We start from the raw sequence: 22,879 nt of genomic DNA, 5'->3' as shown, positions 1-22,879 counted from the left end.
AATGTGCCAAGGCCGTTATGCGCGGCCTTGGGATTAAGTGAGAAAAGTATGCAATCAATTCCGATGACAGTTCGTGGCGCTGATTTACTGCGTAAAGAACTTAACGAATTAAAAACAGTTACCCGTCCAAAAATCGTTGCAGACATTGCTGATGCACGTGAACACGGTGACTTAAAAGAGAACGCTGAATATCATGCTGCGCGTGAGCAACAGGGTTTTTGTGAAGGCCGCATTCAAGAAATTGAAGCTAAGCTTTCAAATGTACAAATTATTGATGTAACTAAATTACCAAACACAGGTAAAGTTATCTTTGGCACTACGGTAACAATTGTAAATGTTGAAACCGATGCTGAAGTAACCTACCAAATTGTCGGTGATGATGAAGCGGATATAAAAAACAATCGTATTTCGGTTAACTCACCAATCGCCCGTGGTTTAATTGGTAAACAAGCAGACGATGCTGTGATCATTAAAACGCCAAATGGTGATGTTGAATACGAAGTTATTGAAGTACAGTACATTTAATACTTTACTCATTTTCACGCTTTTAAAAACCGATGCTTGCATCGGTTTTTTATACCGCGAACAAACTCGACATTCTTTAATAAATTGGGTACGTTAAGCTAACGTATTGATAATTTGTAGATGTTGATGACAGCCATTACTTTTCCTGATGCATTAAAAAATGGTGATAAAATTGCCATTTGCGCCTTTTCATCCGGTGTTGATAGTCACTTCCACCCACGCCTAGATTGTGTACTTAGCGGCTTAACACACCGTGGCTACCAAGTCGTGGAGGGCGAATGTTTAAGGCAACAAAGTAGCCCTGCAAAGCAACGCGCTGATGAGTTAATGGCGTTTTTAGTTGATGACAGCATTGCTGCAATTATGCCGCCTTGGGGTGGTGAACTTGCTATGGAAGTACTTTCATATCTTGATTTTAATGCAATTAAACAGGCTCGCCCGAAATGGTTAGTCGGATTTTCAGACGTCAGTACGCTTGCTTGTGTATTAACAGCACGTTGTGGCTGGGCTACATTACACTGTACAAACTTAATGCAGCTGCATCCAAACGAGCTAGATACACATTGCTTACAAGTGTTCAAAACGCTTGAGCTTGCTCCAGGCAGTGAATTTATGCAAACGCCTGCACCGTATTATCAAGCTGATGTAATCAATTATGCTCATACACCTGATGCGCTATTTACACTTACACAACCAAGCCAATGGCGTTGTTTAAATGTTAAAGATAACCGTGAAGTAGAACTATCTGGGCGGCTATTTGGTGGCTGTTTAGACACTTTAGGTTTATTACTCGCATCTCCATTTTTGGCGCTGGATGAATTTAAAAAGCACTTTGCACCCCATGGCTTAGTTTTATATTTAGAAAATGCCGAACTTAATGCCAATGCATTATCGCGGTTTTTAATCGCGCTTAAATTGAGTGGCATTCTAAGCGATATAAATGGCTTAATTATTGGCAGAAACGGCGCAAGTAGTAGTTCAGAGCAACACAGTGAATATTATCAAGCACTTCAGCGATCCCTTGGTGAATGTTTATTCCCAGTGATCATTGACTCTGATATCGGGCATGTTGCCCCCAATTTATGTTTAGTGAATGGCGCAACAGTAAAAGTACTGGCAACGCTTGAGAGTGCAAAGGTGCTCGATGCACAAATCATCACCAGTTTAAGTTGAAATGAGCGTTCATGTTCTAATACCAATCGACTTAAATATTTAACCATTCTAGCGGGCTAAATAAAGCGCTAACTACGTTATAAATTTTTATGTAGAACAACTACATATCAAAATTTATGCCTTGTTATCACTCCATTTATCTGTCGCTATAAATGGTCAGTAACTTAACACGATTGGTATAAATTAAACACGCATAAGATTTTAAAGCGGCTATTAGTTGGACAACGCTGTTTTTATTTTATGAGAGCGAGAACTTACAGTCACTTTTTTATTGCTTAGTTACAAACCAGCTCTAGGTATTTTTGATTTTGACTTAAGGTGAGTTTGGCGCTGTTGGGAATATTCATCCCAATGAGTGCGTTATTATCAGTAGCTAGGCAGCCGCAGTAATGTGTGCAAAGGCATCAGGCATGAGTAAATTCTTCTACTTAGTGGTTTACGCTAATATATTTGTAATTACGCTCACTTGCAGTGGGTTAACCGCCTGGCAAAAACAATGTGCTCGTAAAACTCTAAGGCCTGTTTATCTCTCGCGCTTGAATTTACAGTTGTATGTGAAAATTTTGCCCTTTGTATGAGTGAATTTAAACCATCAAAGGTCAGCAGATATTAGACTAAAGTCGATAGGTTAATTTTCTTCACCTATCGAGTTTATTTTTATCGTTTGTCGAAATTGAGCTAACACTCTAAAGTTCAATTGTCGGCAACACAGACGACACGACTCAGGTAAACAATCAAATAGGCAATTAGGAAAATAATCATGAAACGTACACTAATCAAAACCATCGCACTTAGCTCATTATTAACTTGCTCAGCCGCTGCAATGGCAGGTGGCAGTGATTACAAATTAATGGTTATTGAAACGGCAACTGCACCGCAACCTCTTGAGCAGTCATTTAACAGCTGTGCCCTGAATGTTAAATCAAAAAACTACGAGCAAGCAGAAGCAATATGTACTAAAGCAATTGCGCTATTAAAAGAAAGCCGTGAGTCAAAGCTTAAAGTACGCGAGCTTACTTCATACGCCTTAAGTAATCGTGGTGTGTCACGCATGATGGCTAAAAACGATGCTGCTGGCTTATCAGATTTATACGAAGCAGCGCAAATTGCTGACAGCGCAATGGTTTCTCACAATCTTACCCGCGCTAAAGAATACCTTTCTTTATAAAACGTACAATGTATAGAAAAACCCATATTGCTCAGGCAATATGGGTTTTTGTGTTTTAATTCGTATGATGTAGTTAAATTAAAATGAGTCGTTTTATCTGCTCGTCAATTTTCAAGGAAAGTTAGGTGGTTATTCGCAAATTCACACAGCTAGATTACCCAGCCGTAAAAGAAATTTATCAACAAGGCATCGATACCGGCAATGCCACATTTCAACTTATTAGTAAAACGTGGGATGAATGGCATAATTCTATGCATGATCATTCTCGCCTTGTGGCTGAAGACAATGGTCATGTTTGTGGTTGGGCTGCTTTGTCACCAGTATCTAATCGAGATGTGTACTCAGGCATCGCTGAAGTGAGTGTCTATGTGTCTAAAGCAGCGCAAGGAAAAGGAATAGGCCATAAACTATTAGCACAGCTTATCGTAGAGTCTGAAAAAAATAATATATGGACGCTACAAGCGGCTATTTTTCCAGAAAATCTAGCGAGTATTCAACTCCATTTAAATAATAACTTTCGCCGACTTGGTATTCGTGAAAAGCTTGGCAAAATGCATGATACTTGGCGTGATGTTGTTCTTCTGGAAAGACGAAGCCAAATTATCGGTATTAGTTGATGAGTTAGGTAATTAAAAAGCCGTTGTTAAAACAACGGCTTTTTAGTAGTTTACTGTTTAAACGTTAAGTTACATTACTCGCATGCCAGGCTCTGAGCCATCATCTGGATTGAGTATATAAATTTCTTTACCGCCAGGGCCTGCAGCTAACACCATGCCTTCTGACATACCAAAGCGCATTTTCCGTGGTTTTAAGTTTGCCACCATCACAGTGAGTTTGCCTTCGATATCTTCTGGCGCGTACGCTGATTTAATACCTGCAAATACTTGGCGTGTTTCACCGCCCAAGTCGAGGGTTAGTTTTAGTAGCTTGTCAGCGCCTTCAACGTGCTCTGCTTTGGCTATTTTCGCTACGCGTAAATCTACTTTGGCAAAATCATCAAATTCGATTTCAGCGGCAATTGGCTCTTTAGCTAGTGGGCTATTAGGGTCTATTTTGTCTTTTGCGGCTAATAAACTTTCTTTTGATTCTTCAACCATTTTGTTCACTTTATCCATTTCAACACGTTGCATTAACGGTTTAAATTTATTAATAGGGTGGCTAACAAGCGCAGTTTGCGCGCCTTGCCAAGCTAGGCCGTCATTTAAGAAGTCTTCTACATTGGCCGCCATACCGGGTAATACTGGCTTTAAGTAAGTCATCAGCACGCGGAATAAGTTAAGTCCAAGCGAACAGACTTGGTGTGCTTCTTCTTGCTTTGTGTCGTCTTTAATTAATACCCAGGGAGCTGCGGTATCAATAAATTGGTTGGCTTTATCAGCAAGCGCCATTATTTCGCGAATTGCACGGCTGTAGTCACGGTTTTCATAGTGTTGAGCAACCGTCTCGCTAGCGGCTTGAAATTCAGCTAGTAATTGCGGCTCCATGACTGTGTCACTTAATTTACCGTCAAACTTTTTAGTAATAAAACCGGCACAGCGACTAGCGATATTAACCACTTTACCTACTAAGTCTGAATTTACACGTTGTGCAAAATCTTCTAAGTTTAAATCAAGATCGGTAATACCACTGTTTAGTTTAGCAGCGTAGTAATAGCGCAAAAATTCAGGGTCTAAGTTATCTAAATAAGTACGCGCTTTGATAAACGTGCCTTTTGATTTAGACATCTTCGCGCCGTTAACGGTGACAAAACCGTGGGCGAATACATTGGTTGGTTTTCTGAATTTTGCGCCTTCAAGCATTGCTGGCCAAAATAAGCTGTGGAAATAGATGATGTCTTTACCGATAAAGTGATAAAGCTCAGCGTCTGACCCTTCTTGCCAAAATGCATCAAAGTCAATGCCTTGTTTGTCACACAGATTTTTAAAGCTGGCCATGTAACCAATTGGCGCATCTAACCATACATAAAAGTATTTACCTGGTGCGCCTGGAATTTCAAAACCAAAGTAAGGTGCATCACGGCTGATATCCCATTGCTGTAGACCATCGGCAAACCATTCGTCTAACTTGTTAGCCATTTCTTGTTGAATAGTACCCGAGTGCAGCCATTCTTTGAGCATGCCTTCAAACGCGGGTAAATCGAAAAAGTAATGCTCCGAATCTTTCAAAATCGGCTCAGCACCCGACATTACAGAGCGTGGGTTGATAAGCTCTGTTGGGCTGTATGTTGCACCACATGCGTCGCAGCTGTCGCCATTTTGGTCTTCAGACTTACATGTTGGGCATGTGCCGGTTACAAAACGATCGGGTAAGAAAATGCCTTTTTCAGGGTCAAATAGCTGGGAAATTGTGTGCTTTTTGATATGACCTGCGTCGTTTAAGCGATTATAAATAAGTTCGCTTAGTTCTTTGTTCTCTTGGCTGTGGGTACTGTGATAGTTATCAAATTTGATATTAAAATCAGCAAAGTCACGTTGACGCTCAATACTGACATTTTTAACCATTTCTTCCGGCGTGATCCCTTGCTTTTGCGCATTGAGCATTATTGGTGTGCCATGGGCATCGTCGGCGCAAACATAATAAGCTTCGTGGCCTTGCAGTTTTTGAAAACGTGACCAAATATCAGTTTGAATATATTCCAATAAATGGCCTAAATGTGTTGGGCCATTGGCATAAGGTAATGCGCTGGTAATGAGGATCTTTCGCTGTGCCATAATCATTCCGAATTGACGGTTCCGGTGAGGGAACGGATGAAAATCATAATATTATCAGCAAACCTAAAGGAAACACCTTAGTGGTTAGCCGATTTTCATTAATTGACTGGTGTTAATGCCCTGAATGTTACATAATTCCGAAGCAATTTTCATCAAAGAAACACTATTTTATTGCTATGTTTGGACTGTCGAAACTATTCTCTTCTAAATCGGTGCAAAAACAACCGATCATTGCTGCTTTAGCAGGGTATCGCAGTGCTGCTTTTGCAGTTGGCGTTGATGAAAAATTTATCAATGGTATTGAACTGCAAAGTGATCACTCAGTATTGCTCAATTTAACGCTGCCATTTGCTGCTCTGTCTGAAATGCCAAAAGTGGCTGAATTTGTCAGTCAAAAGCTAAAGCAAACCGTGGTGATCAACGCCCATGTTGAGCTGCCTAAGGCATGTAAATTTAAATCTATAAAACATATTGTACTGGTTGCATCTGGCAAAGGTGGGGTAGGTAAATCAACGACAGCTGTGAATTTGGCGGGCGCGCTTAATGCTGAAGGTGCTAAAGTTGGGATTCTAGATGCGGATATTTATGGTCCGTCTATTCCGATGTTACTGGGCTTAAGTGGCGCTGCGCCAACGGCACAAGATGATAAACAATTACTCCCATTCGATGCTAATGGCATTAAAGCACAATCAATTGGTTTTTTAGTCCCCAGTGACGATGCTACTGTATGGCGTGGGCCAATGGCCTCGGGGGCGGTTAATCAGTTACTTAACGAAACGGCATGGGGGGAACTTGATTATCTGATTGTGGATATGCCACCAGGCACCGGTGATATTCAATTAACAATGAGCCAAAAAGTGCCAGCCAGTGGTGCCGTTATTGTGACCACTCCACAAGATTTAGCATTGGCAGATGCACAAAAAGGCATTGCCATGTTTAATAAAGTCAATGTGCCAGTGTTAGGTATGATTGAAAATATGAGCCACTTTTTATGCTCGCACTGTGGTGAACCAAATCATGTATTTGGTAAGGATGGTGCAATTAAATTAGCTCAACGTCACGGTGTGCCTGTATTGTCGAAAATTCCACTGGCAATTGATATTCGTGAATACTCAGAGCAGGGCAAATTAATAGCAATGGATAACCAAGCTGCTGTGAGTAAAACGTATGCAGATGCTGCGCGTTTAATTGCCAGTACGCTTTACTATCAACAACCCCATCATGACTCAGTTGAGATTGTGATTACGGATGATTAACTAATGAGATTATCAGATACCCACATTAAAGAATATATTGCCCAACAACGTATTATTATTGAGCCAAGTCCAACGGATGAGATGATCTCTGGAGTAACGGTAGATTTACGCTTAGGTAATAAGTTTCGTGTATTTCAAGATCATACTGCTGCATATGTTGATTTAAGCGGTCCAAAGGATCAGCTTAATAAAGCGATGGAATCGATAATGAGCGATGAAATTGTACTAAAGGAGGGCGATGCGTTCTTTTTACATCCAGGTGAACTTGCACTGGCAGTGACTCATGAAAAAGTGACCTTACCTGCTGATATAGTTGGTTGGCTTGATGGTCGCTCGTCATTGGCCCGATTGGGGTTGATGGTACATGTTACCGCACATCGGATTGATCCAGGCTGGTCAGGAAATATTGTATTAGAATTCTATAATTCAGGTAAGTTGCCTCTTGCACTGCGACCGATGATGAAAATTGGTGCTATGAGTTTTGAAACGATGTCAGGGCCTGCTGAAAACCCGTACAACACGCGTAAAGATGCGAAGTATAAAGATCAAACCAGTGCGGTTGCCAGTCGTATCAGTGACGATAGCAATTAATTAAAATACAGTTCTAAAATAGGGGCTTACCGCAGTGTAAGCCTTGGTACTGCTTAAAAAACAATATCCATTGTGCTAATTACTGGCAATTTCACTTAATACTTCCATACTTTAGTTACCTTTTTGTAATACGCATAGCTAAATAATATTAAAGTAGATAATTCAATGTTTCATAAACGTAATATCGCGCATGACGTTGTAATCACTGCTTTGTTTTTAATGTTAATGATGTTCGAAAACTTGAAGCTAATTAGCTAGGTATGTTCAAAGCACATGGAGTGACAGTGGTTCAAGTAAGTACATTCGCACGAACAGTGTTCATCAATTTTTTGCTAGTACTTTTGAGTATTGCAGCCTCATCGTGTGTGAACGCTGCAAGTGATCCCACAGTTACTGGCTGGATTGTGCCAGCGAATGCTTCTTTTACAACGGTAAAACCTTTACTACAAAATGCAATAGCGACCCAAACGAAATCAGATTTAGCCCACGTTAGAATAAAAGCTAAGCAAGACTATTGGTTTATTATTGATTTATCGAAACAGGTGCAATCAAAGTTAGCTGTTATATATGCTGATAATGCTCATTTATCACACGTTGAGTTTTACACGTTAGATGATAACTTTGATCAGCTTGCGGCTGTAAATAATGATACTCACCGTCTAATTAATAAAGTGCTGCCGCACAGTGTATTTAACACGGATAGTGCGCATTGGGGGGTGATCTTTGCCCGCCACAATGATGATGGTTGGATCAATATTGGCTTTGCTTCTGACCAACAATTTATCGCGGTGGTAAACAGTAGGCTGCGAGATTTTATAATAATTACGGGCTTATTACTGCTATGCATTATAATCTCTAGCATCGTTTATATTTTGTCACAGCAAGCTAAATCAATTTATTTACTTGTTTATCTTGGCTGTGTATTAATTGAGTTTTTAATCGCACAAGGGGCATTCAATTATTTTAGTGGTGCACTTTTATCTATTTGGTATGCGAAGCTGCAGTTGTCACTTCAAGTAATTTCACTTGCGGTGGTTGTTGGGTGTTTTATCCATTACTTGCAGTCACGCAATATTATAAAACCACGGCAATATAAGTTATTAGCGTATGTTAGTTTATTATGTGTTACGGCAATATTAAGCTGCTTTATGAAGCAATCCGTCCATTTTATTGTGGTAACTTTAAGTTTGGGCTGTATGTTGGTATTACTAAGTTATTTATTTTTTTATTGGCGTACCCATACTAAGCAAGCAGCGTCGTATGAATTTTTAATAGTCGCGAGTGCTGTTATTTTACAAACATTGTGTTGGCAAGCTTCGTTAGTGGCAGGATCACCGTTATACCCATTTAACGAGTTGTTGATTGTCATAAATGCGTTGTTGTTTGTGGTGATGTTGCTAAACCATGAACGTAAACGGGTTAAACAATACACTTTTAGCCTCAGTCACGACGACGAAACAAAATTACCGAATAAACGGTTGCTTATAAAACGCCTTGATGGATTAGTAAAACTTGCTACTGCTCATTCCATATTGCTATTTAGGCCTGCAGTATTATTGAATGCGCGGGCTAATTTTGGTTATGAGCATGTCAATGAGCATATAAAAGTGACTATGGGTAAGTTAGCACAGCAGTTAGCTTCAATGAACGTATTGTGTGTTGAGACCAATAAACAAGGGTTAGATTGCATTGTAAGGCTTGATGACAGTACCTATGCAGTGGTGATAATAGGGAAATTAGAGTTAAGCCAAATTGAGCAGTTAGTATGTGTGATCAACAGTGTATTTGCAGATGGCATTACTCATAAACGGCTTCATTTAATTGATAAAGTTGATATAGGCGTAGCAAACTACCCATTACATGCAAGTACCTCTTCGCAACTGATCCAGCGTGGCTTACAAGCATTGGCTGCGAAGCCATTGCATGGCGAGCGTTGGCACATGTTTAATATCGAAAATGTGACTCTTTCGCAGCGCCGTATAGCCATTGCATCAGCCTTAAAAGAAGCGATTGAATGCGATCAACTTAGCTTGTTTTTTCAACCGCAGGTTGACTTAAATACAGGAAAAATACATGGCGGTGAAGCTTTATTGCGTTGGGCTCATCCACAATTGGGGCATGTGCCGCCAGATTTATTTATTCCGATAGCTGAATCGGCGGGGATGATCTCAGATCTAACCGAATGGGTTATTACCCAAGCCTTGCTCTATCAAAAACAAATCACCGCATTATTACCGGAGCATATTGTTTCAATCAATATCTCTGCTAAAGATTTGCTGCGTAAAGATTTACCAGTGTTATTTATTACTCTGTTAGATGAGTTTAAGCTCAATGCCAATAACATCATGTTAGAGCTGACTGAGTCAGCGACGCTTTTTGAAGGTGTAGACATAAAGAATGCACTCAATGATTATCGCTTAATTGGGGTTAAAATAGCCATTGATGATTTTGGTACAGGTTATTCATCGTTGGCATATCTAAGCAAAATGGGCTTTGATGAAATAAAAATAGATAAGCAGTTTGTGATGAACATTGAGTATTCAAAGAACGACCAAACTATTTGTCGGGCAACGTGCGATATAGCTAAATCATTGGGCTCTTATGTGGTTGCTGAAGGAATTGAAGACAGTCAAAGTATGGTTAAATTGCAAAGTTACGGTTGTGAAATTGGCCAAGGCTATTATTTTTCACGGCCTTTAGCGTTTGATGCATATATGCTGTGGCTTGAGCAACACCTTGAAACCACGCCGTTAGTTACAAGCGATGGGCAAACAGTAACTGACCTAATTGAGAAAAATAATTATTAAGTGCTTTATTACAGGTTATTAACGTGTCACTGTCAGGATAAATAAGGCCTGATCCACTGATATCTGATACTAAAAAATGATTAATGATTTGCTCGTTATGGGCTATACAGGCTTCAAAACAACGTGCAGCTAACTCTTCAGGCATACTCATATAATATTGGCCATGATGTTTATCATATGCAATACATTGTTGAACATAGTGGTTGGCATTTTTACCGCTTGGTTCTAAAAATACGCCTTGGTAAAATTGATTTAACGCTAAGTTAAGCGGATGAGATGGCACTAGAGTATGCTCAAGCCATAACTTGGATGCAAAATAGCTCTTAGGGTGTTCTGGAAAAACCAGACCTGCAATATGATGGTCAAAAGCATGAAACCATTCGTGGGCGAGGGCACCACCACCGGCATTTTTTGCCAGAGCTAGAGTACGTGTGCGGCTATTATAATGCGCTTGGACGTTTTGTTGCCCACCGTGACCAAATGCAAAGTTTAGTTTTCCTCGAAGGCCAATCGCGCTGGGAGGGAGTTGCAAAATCTGTGCTAAATCAGCCAGCGCATCATAGATCAGATTAGCACTAATAAACCGCTCTTCTTTATTAACCCACTTACCTACCACCATAGTACGAAAACCAAATGTATCGCGAATATCGTTAAAATCAACTTGGTCATCAAAGCGATAATCAGGGCCGTGGCGATAAAATCCGCGCTTTAAGCGACTTCTAACCGTCATTTTGCTTGATAACGCGCTTTAACATGTTCAGGCATAAACTGAGTTTGTTTATTATTAAGCGCATCCAATGCTTGATATAAGCCCGTTGTATTGGCATTTTCAATTAACATCAAGCTATGCGCTACGGCTTCTAAGGTAGACAAACTATCTGCACGAGGCGCTTTACGGATACGGTAGCGATTTTTTGGAATGGTGGCAAAACTGACTTTTTTAAAGTTGTTTAATGAAGGTGTTAACTGCATTATTTTAAATGCTTTTTTCCATGTACCATCCAGTACAATTAAATGACTCAATTGCTCGGCGAATGTTTTTGTTGCTATACCAGCATCATCTAATAACACGGCATCTTGATCTGGGTAGAGCAGTGCTGTTGATGCGACAGGTAATGCTTCTAATAGGCTGAAATCAGCCTGTGTTTCACCGATAATGAGCTCACATTGACTAAGGCACAATGTGAGTAAGCGTGCGGTGTTTTTACTGACTTTTATTTCGTTAGGGTCCTGTAAAATAATAATTTTAAGTTTATTATCAAGCACGGACAAATCTTCACAAAGACACGTTGATAAGCTAAATTTACAGTGTTCACACAGCGTACGAGACATAAAATAATCTATTTAATCGTCAATAATTGAAAAACCATTTAATTATACGCGGAATGAGACTATTAGTTGGTTTTTTTTCGAGACAACGATAAAGTATAGAATTAACATAGGTTACTGATGTAGTGCTGCATGAGTAAAAAAAGGATAAAAAATGAATACGATCATCATTGATGAAAATGCATTGGAAAGTATGGAATCGTTATTAGGAGAGCAATTTAGCGATACATTGGTATTTTGTTGCGCTGAATTTGAACGTTTAGGCTCAGAAGTATTAGCCACTATCCATAATGATATTCAAGTTGCCAGTCGCCATGCGCACAGTTTGAAGTCAAACGCGGCGCAATTTGGCGCCAGTAGTTTATCTGATGTGGCAAGGGAAATAGAGCAAAGCTTAAACAGTAATAACTTAGCGCAGGCAATTGAGGCATCACAATTACTCGATAGTCAAGTTGCAGGTTCAAAAGCTAAGTTAACTGATTGGTTGCAAAGTCGTTAGATACTCAGACGTGAATTTATTTCAGTTTTAAGGCCATAAATACACTAGTATTTGGCCCCTTTGCTAGGGTAATCTAGTTGTTCCACTAGTAGAGGTAAAAATGTCAGAAATTAAAAAGAGTCATAAATTACAAGGCGTTTGTTATGACATTCGTGGGCCCGTATTAGTACAGGCACGCAAAATGGAAGATGAAGGCCAAAAAGTTTTAAAATTGAATATTGGTAATCCCGCGGCATTTGGCTTTGATATGCCAGAAGATATGCATCGTGATATTATTCGTAACCTTTATTCGGCCCAAGGCTATTGTGACTCGAAAGGCCTCTACTCAGCCCGTGTGGCTATTTATCAGCACTATCAACAACGCGGTTTATATAATTTAGACGTCGATAATATTTATATTGGCAACGGCGTCAGTGAATTAATTCAAATGACGACCCAGGCGTTACTTAATAATGATGATGAAGTGTTGATCCCAGCACCTGATTACCCGTTATGGACTGCGTCAGTTAAATTGGCAGGGGGTAATCCTGTTCATTATTTATGTGATGAAGAACAAGACTGGTTCCCTGATATTGCTGATATTCGTAGTAAAATCACCTCAAAAACTAAAGCCTTGGTGTTGATCAACCCAAATAATCCAACGGGTGCAGTATACGATAATGCCTTATTACAGCAGCTTATAGATATTGCGAGAGAACATAAGTTGTTGTTATTAAGTGATGAGATTTACGAGAAGATTTTATATGACGGTATCACACACAGCTCAATAGGCGCATTATGCGATGATGTACCAATCATTACATTTAATGGTTTAGCTAAAACTTATCGCGCAGCTGGGTTACGTATGGGCTGGATGGTGCTCAGTGGCCGAACGGCGATGATGGATGATTTACGCAAAGGTTTAGATATTTTAGCATCAATGCGTTTATGTGCTAATGTGCCAGCGCAATACGCTATTCAGCAAGCATTAGGTGGTGTGCAATCAATTGATGATTTAATCAATCCTGGAGGGCGCCTGTATGAGCAGCGCGATATTGCATGGCGTGGTTTGAATGCGATTGAGGGGATTTCTTGTACCAAACCCAAAGGAGCTTTGTATGCATTTGCTAAAGTAGATACAGAACGTTTTAATATCAAAAATGATGAAAAAATGATTCTTGATTTACTCAAAGCGGAAAAAATATTATTAGTGCATGGTAGGGCATTTAACTGGCCAACCCCAGATCATTTTAGGTTGGTGTTTTTACCAAATAAAGATGATTTAACCACCGCGATGGGTAAGATGCAGCGCTTTTTTAATCATTATCGACAAAGCTAAGCCAGTGATTCTGGGATCTGAAAAAAGAAAAAGCGAGTTCATCATTTAATGATGACTCGCTTTTTTAATGTAACTAATTTGTTGCTATCAGTAGGCTTTATCAACGCGGACGGTATTATCTGATAAATACACTAAGCGTACGCTGTCACCGGTGTTAAAAGTCATTTGACTGTCTTTGTCTTGCACCACCATAAATTGTTCACCGTTTTCAACTTTGATCATCAATTCAACCAAATGATATTGGTTATAATGACTGCCTTGTTGGCGGTTATGTGCAACGCTGCCACCAATTACAGAGCCTAAAATTGTTGCTGCCGTGCGACCGCTACCGCCGCCAAATTGATTACCGATCACACCACCAAGTAAGGCACCACCAAAGGTTTTCCAACCACTATTTTTGTCTTGCACGAGCTCTTGTTCAGTAATGTTACGCACTGATTGCACATTACCAAACAGGACTTGCTGTACAGGCACAGCTTTATTGCGTTCGTATGCCGCAAAGCTTGGACTGCTGATGATAAGGGCTGTACACAGCCCCATTATTAATTTATTCATCATTTACCTCCTAAGCTGAATTACCAGCCAAAGGTTGATTTCTCACGGGTTTTACGAATTTCAGTTTCGTCAGCCCATTCTACTAAGCCACTTTTTAAATCCATTAAGCGCATTGTAAATTTATAGTAGACATCGGCTTTATCTTCGTTTGACTTAACGATGCTTGATAAGTTGCCATACAGCATATATTGCGCGCCGACTTGCTGACCAAAAGCTACTGCCGTTGAAGGGTCAACTAATGCATCTACATTTTGAAAGTTAAGTTGCTCTCTTACCGCTTCTACACGACCCATATCAACAAAGCGAAACTTGCCACTGCGAAGTAGTTGAGTTGAAATTGAATCAGTGATTGATTCAGTATCAATGTGCTCACTGGTTTTGTTTTTAATTCGCTCAACAAATACTACTGGGCGTGTATTTGCTGTCATAGTGCCCACTACAGGAGATGCCAGCAGTGAGTCGGTCATTTGTGTGGCGACTTTTTGTAAGTCGGTTGAACCAAAGTTAATATCAGTCGTTTCAACGGCTTGTGCATCACCATAGCTGACCACAGCTTTATTCGCACAGCCACTAAGTGCGAGAGCGCTTAAGCCAAGTAAAACAAAACCAGAGAGTGCTTTTAATGTAGGTTTTTTCGTTATGTTTACAGTATTCATAGTGGTGTCCTTTACTTTTTAAATTCTTGTGCTTCGGTCGATACTTCGCGAACAGCTAATGAAAATGTGACTGCATCGGATGTGGGGGCAAGACCCGGTAGTTGCATATTGGCAAAGCCAAATAAAGTCAGTGCTTGCCAAGGCGAGTGATTGCCTTTGATCACAAACCCATCAGCGTCGTACCAAGTAAATTGGTACTGCAAATATTGCGACTTTTTATATTGGCTAGACAGTGTCACCACGACATCGGTTAACTGATTAGTTTGACGAGTTTTTACATCTGTAATGGCCAGTTTTTTAGCCAGATCAGGGTTATCTACTTTTAACTGTTGTTGATATTGTGCTGAAGCTTGTTCAACACCAATACCTGAGGTGGTTGGCCTACTACTACAAGCTGCCAGTAGACACACCGCTAATAATGGCACTAAATATTTCATGGTAGCTCCTAAAGTTGCACTACGTGAGAATTAAAATAGTTGTTAATAGAGGTTAGATAAATCAAGGTTAACCCTTGCTTACTAACGGTAAAGTTTATGCTGTTATGAGCGCCAAATGTTAATACATGGTCGCCCGCTGAAAGTTGGGTACGTGCGACACTTATTTGATTAGGCAATGTCAACCAACTGCGAGTATCAGCTTGCTCTGAGGCTAGGTTGTAAATATTCGCAAGAATATTGCCGACATCGCCACCACTGCGTGCCAATTCCGCACGTACTTTTTCTTTTGCGACTAAACGCAAAATTTGCCGAGAAACCCGAGCCGGTGTTTGCTCCTCGAGGGTCTTTGCCGCTAATGCTTCAAGGCGCACTAAAGGACTGAGCGGTAAAACGTGTGCCGCGATACGTATTTCATTGATCGCCGGAACAAAGGCGTTATCTTTATATACAGGCATTGCTAAGCTGTAAAAACGCGCATCACCGCCAGATGTATAAATCGGCAAACGCAAAACAAATTCATCTTTTTCTGGTACCAAACCTTGTTCGATTAACACCACAACATCACCGCTGTTGTCGGCCTGCTTAGTTGGCTCACCAAAGCGTTTTTTATACTCCACAAAATCTTGATCAAAACCTTGTTTTTTAGCTAGGTATAATACATCTTGCTGTAAATATGCATTGTCAGGGTTGATTTCTAACGCCTTCTTATAATCAATATAGGCATCATCGAACTGTTTATTGCTTTGATAGAGCAAACCTGAGAGATAAAACGTAAAGGCATTTTGGTAGCCATTTTTTACGTTTTTAATTACATCATCCATACTGGGGTAATGCTTTTGCGCTTCTTTAACACTGGCATCAATATCATCTTGGTTCGCCGTTAACACATCAGTTTGTACTTTATTAGCGCGGCGAACTTCAACTAACGCACCTTCAACATCATTTTTAAAAACATAACCAAGCGCTTTGTAGCTGTGCAACATACTCATTTCGTATGGGGCAGGTGTATACGCGATGACAGAGTCATTGGTTAACAGTGCGTTGCTTTGTTCAAGCCCAGCACTGAGTTGTACTTTTGCAGCTTGGCGCTTAATTTCCATTTGTTGATAGACAGCTTCGTAGTATGGCTGTGCGGTATCATATTGATTACTCAAGTTATTTAAACGAGCCTGCTCTAATTGATTAAGCAAATAGTTACTGTGGGATGGCCCGTTAGTTGGCAATAGTTGCTGGGCTTGAGCTAGGTCATTGCTATTAATGGCTTGGCGTACAGGCGTCATTTGACTGGCGTAATCGGTAAATAGATCACCCAACCCGATGGTACTGCAGCCACCTAAAATAGCACAAAAACCAAAAATAACACTACGTTGCACATGGCACTCCTTTTATCACCGTTAATACAGATTAGCATAATCTGATTTAAGGGCGATGATAAACAATGTAAAAAATCGTAGCTGCAAACTTATATTTATGAAACCAAGTTGAAATAGATCCCGGCGGTATGCGGTCTTGCTGTATGTAGTACCTATAATTACATAATCAGAGGAATACAATTATGAAGAAATTTACTGGGGCAGCAATGGCGGTAATGGTTGCAGGTTTAGTTGGCTGCAATAGCACTGAAGCTGAAACATCGTCCGTAGCCGCGGCTAATACTGGGGCAGCAACAACGGATTTAGTGCATTGTTATGATGTTAATGTATGTGGTGGTCATAATGATTGTAAAACGGCTGAAAATGCTTGTGCGGGTCATGCATCATGTAAAGGCACAGGGTTTGTTGCTATGCCTGCTAAAGCGTGTGCTGATGTTGGTGGGGCCGTGAAGGATAAATGGGTTGGCTCAATTGCGAAAGCAGATTTAGTACACTGTAACGATGTCAATATTTGTGGCGGCCACAATGATTGTAAAACGGCTGAAAATGCCTGTGCAGGTCATGCCTCTTGCAAAGGTACGGGTTTTGTTGCTATGCCAGCAAAGTCTTGTGCTGATATAGGTGGCTCTGTAGATTCATAAAGTCATGTTCTAGGTGGCTTTGCCACCTAGCGTTAAAGAGGGTGACGATGCAAACGCAATTTCTAGGTTTTGGTTTAGGTCTCAGAGCTTCGCATTTTGAACAAATTATCACGGATAAGCCCGCGGTTGACTGGTTTGAAATCATCTCTGAAAATTATTTTGTTGCGGGCGGTAAGCCTTGGTATTACTTAAATAAAATACGTGCCGATTATCCAGTAGTTATGCATGGCGTGTCTATGTCAATTGGCAGTACAGGCGCACTTAATTTCGACTATTTACAAGCACTAAAAAGCACCATAGCACGAGTTGAGCCACAGTGGGTCTCGGACCACTTATGCTTTAGTCAAGTGGGTGATTTTAATAGCCATGATTTACTGCCGATGCCATACACTAACGAGGCACTTGAGCATTTAGCATCGCGTATACATCATGTACAAGAATTTCTTGGTCGCGAGATGATTTTTGAAAATGTCTCAAGTTATCTTACCTATAAAGACTCACAAATGAGTGAGTGGGATTTTTTAGCAGCACTGCACAATAGAACGGGTTGCCGATTTTTGATGGATGTTAACAATGTTTATGTTAGTGCCCGTAATCATCAGTTTGATGCGATGACCTTCTTAAATGCTATTCCTACAGAGGCAATTGCACAAATTCATCTTGCAGGTCATCAAGATTTTGGTAGTCATATAATTGATACTCATGATGAAGATGTGTCGAGTGCAGTGTGGGATTTGTTTGAAAATTATGCCAAGCAGCTTGATCCAGTCAGTACCATGATTGAACGCGATGATAACCTTGGTTCGCTGCAAGATTTAATGGCAGAGCTTGAACATGCTCGTCAGCTAGTGGCACCAATTTGGCAGTTGGGAGTAAATAGTGAGTGACCTAGCAAGCTTACAGCAGCAATTTATGGCTATGCTGCAAGGGCAAGACAATCATTTGGCGAGCCATATAGTCTCGGATGGGCAATTATCACTAAGCCAACGTTTAGCTATTTATCAAAATGCATACAAACTGCGACTACGTGCAGCCATTGAACAAGATCATGCCCAGCTAGGTATTTATTTAGGTGATCAATTATTTGATAAAATGGTTGCAGAATATCTTGTTAAATACCCATCAAATTATACGTCATTGCGCTTTTTTGCTGATGAGTTACCGCATTATTTACGTAATAATGCGCCGTTTAATGCGCACCCGATTTTAGCTGATATCGCCTATTTTGAACGGTGCTTACTAACAGCATTTGATGCACAAGAGCAACCCTTGCTCAGCATAGATGAGCTTGAAAAATTCACCACTGAGCAATGGCCAACCTTGCAATTGGTTTTACATCCAAGTGTGCAACTGATGCACTTCAATAGTCGTGCGGTAGAGTCGTGGCAAGCACTAAAAGATAAACAAACACCGCCAGAGCCTTATTGTGAAACTACTCGGTACTGGGTTGTGGCAAGAGATCCTGAGCGACGTACCCAGTTTGTTAATGTTGCTTTACCCGAATACCGAACACTGACTTTACTGAAACAGCAGGTAAACTTTGCGCAATTATGTCAATCCTGTATAAATGATATGCCCAGTGAGAAAATTGCTGGTTTTCTTATCAGTTTGATAAATCAATGGCTCGAACGTGGTTGGCTGGTGACAACAACGAAATAATAAATTTTACGCGCTGAAATGTGCCATAACGGTATTCACTAAGGAACACTTTGAAAGCAACACTTTATACAGTTCTTGCCTTGCTGGCATTTGCTGCAAACTCTCTTTTATGTCGTATGGCATTAGTTCAAAACTACATAGATGCTTGGAATTTTACTGCATTACGATTACTCAGCGGTGCACTGTGTTTAGGCTTTATCGTTCTTATACAAGCAAAGCCAAAATTTAATAAGTCCACTAATGGTGATGATATTCTACAGCATAAGGCAGACCGTGGAAGTTGGCGCAGCAGTGCTTGTTTACTGATATACGCGCTCAGCTTTTCAATTGCATATGTAGAGCTTGATACTGGCACTGGGGCGCTTATATTATTTTCTGCAGTGCAGTTAACTATGATTGGTTGGGGGATTTACAATAAAGAGAGACTAAGTGTTGTACAATGGTGTGCATTTGTTATCGCTGTTATTGGTTTTGTGTATCTGATGTTACCTTCGGCGGCTATTCCTTCACTGCTCCCAGCGTTATTAATGATGCTAAGTGGCATTGCTTGGGGTATCTATAGTATTCGCGGTAAGGTATGTATTTCACCGCTAAGAACGACAACTTTTAATTTTGCACGTAGTTTATGCGCGTTACCTGTATTATTTATTATCGGCTTTAGCCACTTAGCAGGGCTCAGTTGGCAAGGGATTGCGCTGGCGTGTGCCTCCGGTGCGTTAGCATCAGGAATTGGTTACAGTATTTGGTATGTTGCTATGCCATTATTAAAAAGTAGTCAGGCTGCGGTGGTGCAACTGTGCGTACCGGTGATTGCGGCATTAGCGGGAATGCTATTTTTAGCGGAAGAACTTACGATTCAGTTTGTCATCGCCAGCGCCGTGATCCTTGGCGCTGTACTCGTGTTTATGTTGGCTAAACAGCCGGTGCACTCACGTTCAACACATAGCGTTGATAAAGCTGCGGCAAATGAGCCAAAATAGTTGTTTTTCCTGCTATTTCACTGCGTTTGATAATGTTCGCCAAGACTGCAATACTTTGGTATTGCAGTAACTGCTGCGCTTGCTGTATATGACTAATATGCCAAGGCTCTGGTGCAACACCACCTAAATCTTGTTGATAGGGGCGATAAAACCCATATTCTTCTAAATGGATATCAAGCCACTTGGTCATTGCTGCAAAAGGCCCCGTGTCTGTGTATTCACTGGGCTCTAATTGCAATTGATAGTCTGTTGCTACAGCTGCACTGTCAAAAATATCCAGATCAGTCCCAAAGTGATGCCGACTGGTGCCTGGCAGTGCAGAATAAAGCATAATTGCATGGCATTTTTCAATCTCTGACATACTCGTTAAATCAACGCGCTGCTGTTGTTTATTTAGCACTGGACGTTGGCCTGTAAACTTAGCATTCCAGATCAGCGCTTGGCGTTCAAAACTCCTAAAGCTAGATGCGATGGTTAATGTAAACCCTGCATCACGCGCGGCATTTTGTAACCGTATAAAGTCATCAATAATTTCTTTATGCAGCTTATACCCTTGATACTCCACAAGCTGCAGTTCACTCATACCACAGGCACACTCAGCTAATTGTGCTGTTGTGAATGTATTTTGGCTCATGTTAACAGCTGCTCTAAAATACGTTCGTAAATATCAGCAAGCGCAATGAGATCGTCACTGCTCACACATTCGTTAACTTTATGGATGGTGTCGTTACGTGGTCCGAGTTCAATCACCTTAGCACCGGTTTGTGCTATAAAACGCCCATCTGACGTGCCGCCAGTGGTTTCAAGTGCGGTATCTAAACCAGTGACAGCTTTTATTGCTGAAACGGTAGCATCGATCAGTGGGCCGCCTTCGGTTATAAAGGGCTGACCGTTAACAATCCAATTAAGCTCATACTCAAAATCATAGTCAGCCAGCATATCAACAACGCGCTGTTGTAATTGTTGATAGGTGACTTCTGTACTAAAACGAAAGTTAAATTGTACTTCAAGCTCGCCTGGGATCACATTACCTGCACCGGTGCCACCATTGATGTTTGAGATCTGAAAGCTCGTTGCAGGGAAAAACTCATTGCCGTTATCCCATACAGTTTGACTTAGCTGTGTGAGTAGTGGGGCGGCCAAGTGGACTGGGTTTTTAGCAAGCTGTGGATAGGCAACATGACCTTGAATTCCTTTAACGGTTAAAAAGCCAGTTAAGGAGCCTCGGCGACCATTTTTAACCACGTCACCGAGCACATTTCGCGATGACGGCTCACCAACTAAACACATATCAATTTTTTCACCACGTGCCTCTAGGGTATCTATCACTCGGGTTGTACCATTGATAAAAGGACCCTCTTCATCAGAGGTGATCAAAAACGAGATAGAGCCTTTGTGATCGGGATGTTTTGCAACAAAACGCTCGGTTGCAACAATCATCGCAGCTAAAGAGCCTTTCATATCAGCAGCACCGCGACCATGTAACATACCATCGGCAAGCAGACCAGAAAATGGCGGGTGTTGCCAGTTTTTTTCAGGTCCCGTGGGCACTACGTCGGTGTGTCCTGCAAAGCAAAAATGCGGGGAGCTATTACCTTTTCGGGCCCAGGTATTTAGCGTGTCTGTAAAAAACAGTGATTCAATATTAAAGCCAAGCACCTGTAAACGCTCATTCATCATTGCCTGGCAATCAGCATCTTCTGGTGTGACCGAGCGACGTTGGATCAACGCTTGCGCAAGTTCGATGACGGGATGCATCATAATACAAAAATCTCATCGTATTGAGCGACTTTAAAGCCGAGGTGGTAAGTACCGTTGTGAATTAATACGGGGCGTTTGATCATCGCTGGCTGCTCTAGCAAAATTGCAAGTGCAGAGTCTTTATCAAGGTTTTGTTTTTGCTCATCTGATAATTGGCGATAAGTTGTGCCGCGCTTATTCACTAAATCTTGCCAATCGAGGTGATTGGCAAACTCGCTAAGCATGGCCAAGTTTACGCCGTCTTTACGATAATCATGAAAAGTATAATCAATGGCGTTATCGGTTAAGTATTTTTTGGCTTTTTTTATTGTGTCGCAGTTACTGATGCCGTAAAGAGTGGTCATATTAATTACTTCTTGGTTATAGTTAAAAGAATGTCTATTCCAGCGCTTACATGAGATAGAGAATAATGCATGGGTGTGAGCTGGTGGCCGTTGAGTAAAATTAGGCAAGCTAGCAATGGGCTATTTAGATCTCTGAGGTCAAAATAAGCAAGCCGCTGTCCTTTTGTTACTCTAGTGCCATTAAGCTGCGCAATATGCGTGTGTTTAATATGTTGCTGAGGATCTAGGTGTAAATTTAGCAGTATTTTTAAGCCATTATTCGCTTGGAGGATAAATTCAGTGCCGGCGTTTTTTACTTGCACTAATGTACCATCAAAGGGCGCTAGAATTTTATGGTTACTCAAAGCAACCATAATCCCTGGGCCGAGTGTACCGTAGCTAAAAAATGGGTCTGGATGTTCACTTAATGGCATGACCTTTCCACTAAAGGGACTACAAATTGTAATACTGTTCGGTGTTAATTGTCGTTGCGGTAAGTAGCTAATATCTGGGGTGTTCATTATGCCAACTTACTGTCATTAAGTAGCTGATAACCATCTTTTTTTAATGCTTTTATTGCATCATTAATACGTTGTTGCTTTACCAAAACATAATCGGTGTCGTAGGTCGAAATTGCAAAGATAGAGATATGCGCTTTAGCTAACACCCCAGAAATATTAGCCATGATCCCCGTTAACGAAAAACCCAGTGGGCCAATGACTTCTAACGCACACCAATCATGCTCAGCATCAAGGCTGTCAATGGCAAATTGGCAAGGGCATACAATTGATAATTCATCTTGGGTTTTAGCGATCACAAACATTGGCTGTTTGAATAATTCTGCAGGGATCACTGCATCCACTTCAAGGGTATGAATGGTAAAGGTTGTATTATGTAGCTTTAATGTTTGCTTTGACATTGTAGACCCTTTGTTATTGTAAAGCTTTCCATCAGCGTATATTGATCAATAGTATAGATTATCAGAGGGAAATAAAAGGCCAATGTTGTCCACAATTTCTGTGGATAACATTGGGAGTAGTGAGGTATAAGATAAATAAGTTACTTATTCTATTAACTATTTTTAATAGGGTTAGATTAACAGCAGGACTAAAGTGAT

At 40.8% G+C, this 22,879-nt stretch carries 25 protein-coding genes; 13 read left to right on the top strand and 12 right to left on the bottom strand.

What is annotated here, in order from left to right; translation table 11 throughout:
* Positions 1–48 precede the first annotated feature (48 nt).
* The 4 genes from greA (at position 49) to KAN5_RS07070 (ending at position 3,483) form a co-directional block, all read left to right on the top strand.
* Positions 49–525 (top strand): transcription elongation factor GreA, encoded by a 477-nt coding sequence (greA, locus tag KAN5_RS07085; protein ID WP_016709285.1) that lies wholly within the window; start codon positions 49–51, stop codon positions 523–525.
* Positions 526–651: 126 nt separating this feature from the next.
* Positions 652–1,698: a S66 peptidase family protein gene (locus tag KAN5_RS07080; RefSeq protein WP_244390814.1), complete on the top strand. Its 1,047-nt coding sequence runs from the start codon at positions 652–654 to the stop codon at positions 1,696–1,698.
* Positions 1,699–2,458: 760 nt separating this feature from the next.
* Positions 2,459–2,866 (top strand): hypothetical protein, encoded by a 408-nt coding sequence (locus KAN5_RS07075; protein WP_016709287.1) that lies wholly within the window; start codon positions 2,459–2,461, stop codon positions 2,864–2,866.
* 125 nt (positions 2,867–2,991) lie between these two features.
* Positions 2,992–3,483 (top strand): GNAT family N-acetyltransferase, encoded by a 492-nt coding sequence (locus KAN5_RS07070; protein ID WP_244390813.1) that lies wholly within the window; start codon positions 2,992–2,994, stop codon positions 3,481–3,483.
* Between the two features lie 69 nt (positions 3,484–3,552).
* On the opposite strand, the gene metG is transcribed toward KAN5_RS07070, so the two are convergent.
* The gene (gene metG, locus KAN5_RS07065) at positions 3,553–5,577 is read right to left on the bottom strand and encodes a methionine--tRNA ligase (protein ID WP_138555538.1); all 2,025 of its coding nucleotides are present in this window, start codon (positions 5,575–5,577) and stop codon (positions 3,553–3,555) included.
* A gap of 176 nt (positions 5,578–5,753) precedes the next feature.
* Here metG and apbC point away from each other — a divergent pair, with 176 nt between their 5' ends.
* The 3 genes from apbC to KAN5_RS07050 all read left to right on the top strand — a co-directional run bounded on the left by apbC (position 5,754) and on the right by KAN5_RS07050 (position 10,231).
* Positions 5,754–6,833 (top strand): iron-sulfur cluster carrier protein ApbC, encoded by a 1,080-nt coding sequence (gene apbC, locus KAN5_RS07060; protein WP_016709290.1) that lies wholly within the window; start codon positions 5,754–5,756, stop codon positions 6,831–6,833.
* A 3-nt stretch (positions 6,834–6,836) separates the two neighbouring features.
* Positions 6,837–7,424, top strand: coding sequence for a dCTP deaminase (dcd, locus tag KAN5_RS07055; RefSeq protein ID WP_016709291.1), 588 nt, complete (start codon positions 6,837–6,839; stop codon positions 7,422–7,424).
* A 260-nt stretch (positions 7,425–7,684) separates the two neighbouring features.
* Complete coding sequence (locus KAN5_RS07050; RefSeq protein WP_244390812.1) at positions 7,685–10,231, top strand: EAL domain-containing protein; 2,547 nt, start codon at positions 7,685–7,687, stop codon at positions 10,229–10,231.
* Here KAN5_RS07050 and KAN5_RS07045 read toward each other — a convergent pair.
* Both KAN5_RS07045 and KAN5_RS07040 read right to left on the bottom strand, forming a co-directional pair.
* Positions 10,179–10,961, bottom strand: a complete 783-nt coding sequence (locus KAN5_RS07045) for a CLCA_X family protein (RefSeq protein WP_016709293.1) — start codon at positions 10,959–10,961, stop codon at positions 10,179–10,181. The genes KAN5_RS07050 and KAN5_RS07045 overlap by 53 nt on opposite strands.
* A complete protein-coding gene (locus KAN5_RS07040) occupies positions 10,958–11,563 on the bottom strand; it encodes a tRNA-uridine aminocarboxypropyltransferase (protein ID WP_016709294.1) in 606 nt (201 codons plus the stop codon). Before KAN5_RS07040 ends, KAN5_RS07045 begins: the two co-directional genes overlap by 4 nt.
* Before the next feature lie 151 nt (positions 11,564–11,714).
* Here KAN5_RS07040 and KAN5_RS07035 point away from each other — a divergent pair, with 151 nt between their 5' ends.
* Both KAN5_RS07035 and KAN5_RS07030 read left to right on the top strand, forming a co-directional pair.
* On the top strand, positions 11,715–12,059 hold the full coding sequence (locus KAN5_RS07035) for an Hpt domain-containing protein (protein WP_016709295.1): 345 nt from the start codon (positions 11,715–11,717) through the stop codon (positions 12,057–12,059).
* Between the two features lie 100 nt (positions 12,060–12,159).
* A complete protein-coding gene (locus KAN5_RS07030) occupies positions 12,160–13,377 on the top strand; it encodes a pyridoxal phosphate-dependent aminotransferase (RefSeq protein ID WP_016709296.1) in 1,218 nt (405 codons plus the stop codon).
* An 87-nt stretch (positions 13,378–13,464) separates the two neighbouring features.
* Here the strand turns inward: KAN5_RS07030 and KAN5_RS07025 are convergent, their stop codons facing one another.
* From KAN5_RS07025 to KAN5_RS07010, 4 genes are read right to left on the bottom strand one after another with little or no spacing between them, the layout of a single operon-like run.
* Positions 13,465–13,932, bottom strand: a complete 468-nt coding sequence (locus tag KAN5_RS07025) for a glycine zipper 2TM domain-containing protein (RefSeq protein WP_016709297.1) — start codon at positions 13,930–13,932, stop codon at positions 13,465–13,467.
* A gap of 20 nt (positions 13,933–13,952) precedes the next feature.
* Positions 13,953–14,588 carry a penicillin-binding protein activator LpoB gene (gene lpoB / locus KAN5_RS07020; RefSeq protein WP_138555536.1) on the bottom strand — a complete coding sequence of 212 codons (636 nt, stop codon included), beginning with the start codon at positions 14,586–14,588 and terminating at the stop codon, positions 13,953–13,955.
* An 11-nt stretch (positions 14,589–14,599) separates the two neighbouring features.
* Complete coding sequence (locus KAN5_RS07015) at positions 14,600–15,025, bottom strand: YcfL family protein (protein ID WP_016709299.1); 426 nt, start codon at positions 15,023–15,025, stop codon at positions 14,600–14,602.
* A gap of 8 nt (positions 15,026–15,033) precedes the next feature.
* Positions 15,034–16,398, bottom strand: a complete 1,365-nt coding sequence (locus KAN5_RS07010) for an adenine DNA methylase (RefSeq protein WP_244390811.1) — start codon at positions 16,396–16,398, stop codon at positions 15,034–15,036.
* Positions 16,399–16,580: 182 nt separating this feature from the next.
* On the opposite strand from KAN5_RS07010, the gene KAN5_RS07005 reads away from it, so the two are divergent.
* From KAN5_RS07005 to KAN5_RS06990, 4 genes are read left to right on the top strand one after another with little or no spacing between them, the layout of a single operon-like run.
* Positions 16,581–17,039 (top strand): hypothetical protein, encoded by a 459-nt coding sequence (locus tag KAN5_RS07005; RefSeq protein WP_016709301.1) that lies wholly within the window; start codon positions 16,581–16,583, stop codon positions 17,037–17,039.
* Positions 17,040–17,086: 47 nt separating this feature from the next.
* A complete protein-coding gene (locus KAN5_RS07000) occupies positions 17,087–17,926 on the top strand; it encodes a DUF692 domain-containing protein (protein WP_244390810.1) in 840 nt (279 codons plus the stop codon).
* Complete coding sequence (locus KAN5_RS06995) at positions 17,919–18,698, top strand: DNA-binding domain-containing protein (RefSeq protein ID WP_244390809.1); 780 nt, start codon at positions 17,919–17,921, stop codon at positions 18,696–18,698. The genes KAN5_RS07000 and KAN5_RS06995 overlap by 8 nt, the downstream gene beginning before the upstream one ends.
* 50 nt (positions 18,699–18,748) lie before the next feature.
* Positions 18,749–19,678, top strand: a complete 930-nt coding sequence (locus KAN5_RS06990) for a DMT family transporter (protein ID WP_138555824.1) — start codon at positions 18,749–18,751, stop codon at positions 19,676–19,678.
* On the opposite strand, the gene KAN5_RS06985 is transcribed toward KAN5_RS06990, so the two are convergent.
* Genes KAN5_RS06985 through KAN5_RS06965 form a run of 5 tightly spaced genes read right to left on the bottom strand, consistent with a single transcriptional unit; the run spans position 19,611 to position 22,681 of the window.
* Positions 19,611–20,312, bottom strand: coding sequence for a M15 family metallopeptidase (locus tag KAN5_RS06985; RefSeq protein WP_016709305.1), 702 nt, complete (start codon positions 20,310–20,312; stop codon positions 19,611–19,613). The genes KAN5_RS06990 and KAN5_RS06985 overlap by 68 nt on opposite strands.
* The gene (gene dapE / locus KAN5_RS06980; protein ID WP_016709306.1) at positions 20,309–21,439 is read right to left on the bottom strand and encodes a succinyl-diaminopimelate desuccinylase; all 1,131 of its coding nucleotides are present in this window, start codon (positions 21,437–21,439) and stop codon (positions 20,309–20,311) included. Before dapE ends, KAN5_RS06985 begins: the two co-directional genes overlap by 4 nt.
* Positions 21,436–21,783 (bottom strand): ArsC family reductase, encoded by a 348-nt coding sequence (locus KAN5_RS06975; RefSeq protein WP_244390808.1) that lies wholly within the window; start codon positions 21,781–21,783, stop codon positions 21,436–21,438. Before KAN5_RS06975 ends, dapE begins: the two co-directional genes overlap by 4 nt.
* Positions 21,784–21,788: 5 nt before the next feature.
* A complete protein-coding gene (locus KAN5_RS06970) occupies positions 21,789–22,283 on the bottom strand; it encodes a PTS glucose transporter subunit IIA (RefSeq protein ID WP_138555826.1) in 495 nt (164 codons plus the stop codon).
* Positions 22,283–22,681, bottom strand: a complete 399-nt coding sequence (locus KAN5_RS06965) for an ACT domain-containing protein (protein ID WP_016709309.1) — start codon at positions 22,679–22,681, stop codon at positions 22,283–22,285. Before KAN5_RS06965 ends, KAN5_RS06970 begins: the two co-directional genes overlap by 1 nt.
* Positions 22,682–22,879 lie beyond the last annotated feature (198 nt).

This window comes from Pseudoalteromonas sp. KAN5, assembly GCF_022846535.1.
Lineage (GTDB): Bacteria > Pseudomonadota > Gammaproteobacteria > Enterobacterales > Alteromonadaceae > Pseudoalteromonas > Pseudoalteromonas haloplanktis.
This window is presented reverse-complemented; position numbering and strand designations above follow the sequence as displayed.

Bases quoted from the DNA above. Each gene is read 5' to 3' on its own strand.
- greA (WP_016709285.1), top strand. From the start codon at position 49: ATGCAATCAATTCCGATGACAGTTCGTGGCGCTGATTTACTGCGTAAA.
- KAN5_RS07080 (WP_244390814.1), top strand. From the start codon at position 652: ATGACAGCCATTACTTTTCCTGATGCATTAAAAAATGGTGATAAAATT.
- KAN5_RS07075 (WP_016709287.1), top strand. From the start codon at position 2,459: ATGAAACGTACACTAATCAAAACCATCGCACTTAGCTCATTATTAACT.
- metG (WP_138555538.1), bottom strand. From the start codon at position 5,577: ATGGCACAGCGAAAGATCCTCATTACCAGCGCATTACCTTATGCCAAT.
- apbC (WP_016709290.1), top strand. From the start codon at position 5,754: ATGTTTGGACTGTCGAAACTATTCTCTTCTAAATCGGTGCAAAAACAA.
- dcd (WP_016709291.1), top strand. From the start codon at position 6,837: ATGAGATTATCAGATACCCACATTAAAGAATATATTGCCCAACAACGT.
- KAN5_RS07050 (WP_244390812.1), top strand. From the start codon at position 7,685: ATGTTCAAAGCACATGGAGTGACAGTGGTTCAAGTAAGTACATTCGCA.
- KAN5_RS07045 (WP_016709293.1), bottom strand. From the start codon at position 10,961: ATGACGGTTAGAAGTCGCTTAAAGCGCGGATTTTATCGCCACGGCCCT.
- KAN5_RS07040 (WP_016709294.1), bottom strand. From the start codon at position 11,563: ATGTCTCGTACGCTGTGTGAACACTGTAAATTTAGCTTATCAACGTGT.
- KAN5_RS07035 (WP_016709295.1), top strand. From the start codon at position 11,715: ATGAATACGATCATCATTGATGAAAATGCATTGGAAAGTATGGAATCG.
- KAN5_RS07030 (WP_016709296.1), top strand. From the start codon at position 12,160: ATGTCAGAAATTAAAAAGAGTCATAAATTACAAGGCGTTTGTTATGAC.
- KAN5_RS07025 (WP_016709297.1), bottom strand. From the start codon at position 13,932: ATGAATAAATTAATAATGGGGCTGTGTACAGCCCTTATCATCAGCAGT.
- lpoB (WP_138555536.1), bottom strand. From the start codon at position 14,588: ATGAATACTGTAAACATAACGAAAAAACCTACATTAAAAGCACTCTCT.
- KAN5_RS07015 (WP_016709299.1), bottom strand. From the start codon at position 15,025: ATGAAATATTTAGTGCCATTATTAGCGGTGTGTCTACTGGCAGCTTGT.
- KAN5_RS07005 (WP_016709301.1), top strand. From the start codon at position 16,581: ATGAAGAAATTTACTGGGGCAGCAATGGCGGTAATGGTTGCAGGTTTA.
- KAN5_RS07000 (WP_244390810.1), top strand. From the start codon at position 17,087: ATGCAAACGCAATTTCTAGGTTTTGGTTTAGGTCTCAGAGCTTCGCAT.
- KAN5_RS06985 (WP_016709305.1), bottom strand. From the start codon at position 20,312: ATGAGCCAAAATACATTCACAACAGCACAATTAGCTGAGTGTGCCTGT.
- dapE (WP_016709306.1), bottom strand. From the start codon at position 21,439: ATGATGCATCCCGTCATCGAACTTGCGCAAGCGTTGATCCAACGTCGC.
- KAN5_RS06975 (WP_244390808.1), bottom strand. From the start codon at position 21,783: ATGACCACTCTTTACGGCATCAGTAACTGCGACACAATAAAAAAAGCC.
- KAN5_RS06970 (WP_138555826.1), bottom strand. From the start codon at position 22,283: ATGAACACCCCAGATATTAGCTACTTACCGCAACGACAATTAACACCG.
- KAN5_RS06965 (WP_016709309.1), bottom strand. From the start codon at position 22,681: ATGTCAAAGCAAACATTAAAGCTACATAATACAACCTTTACCATTCAT.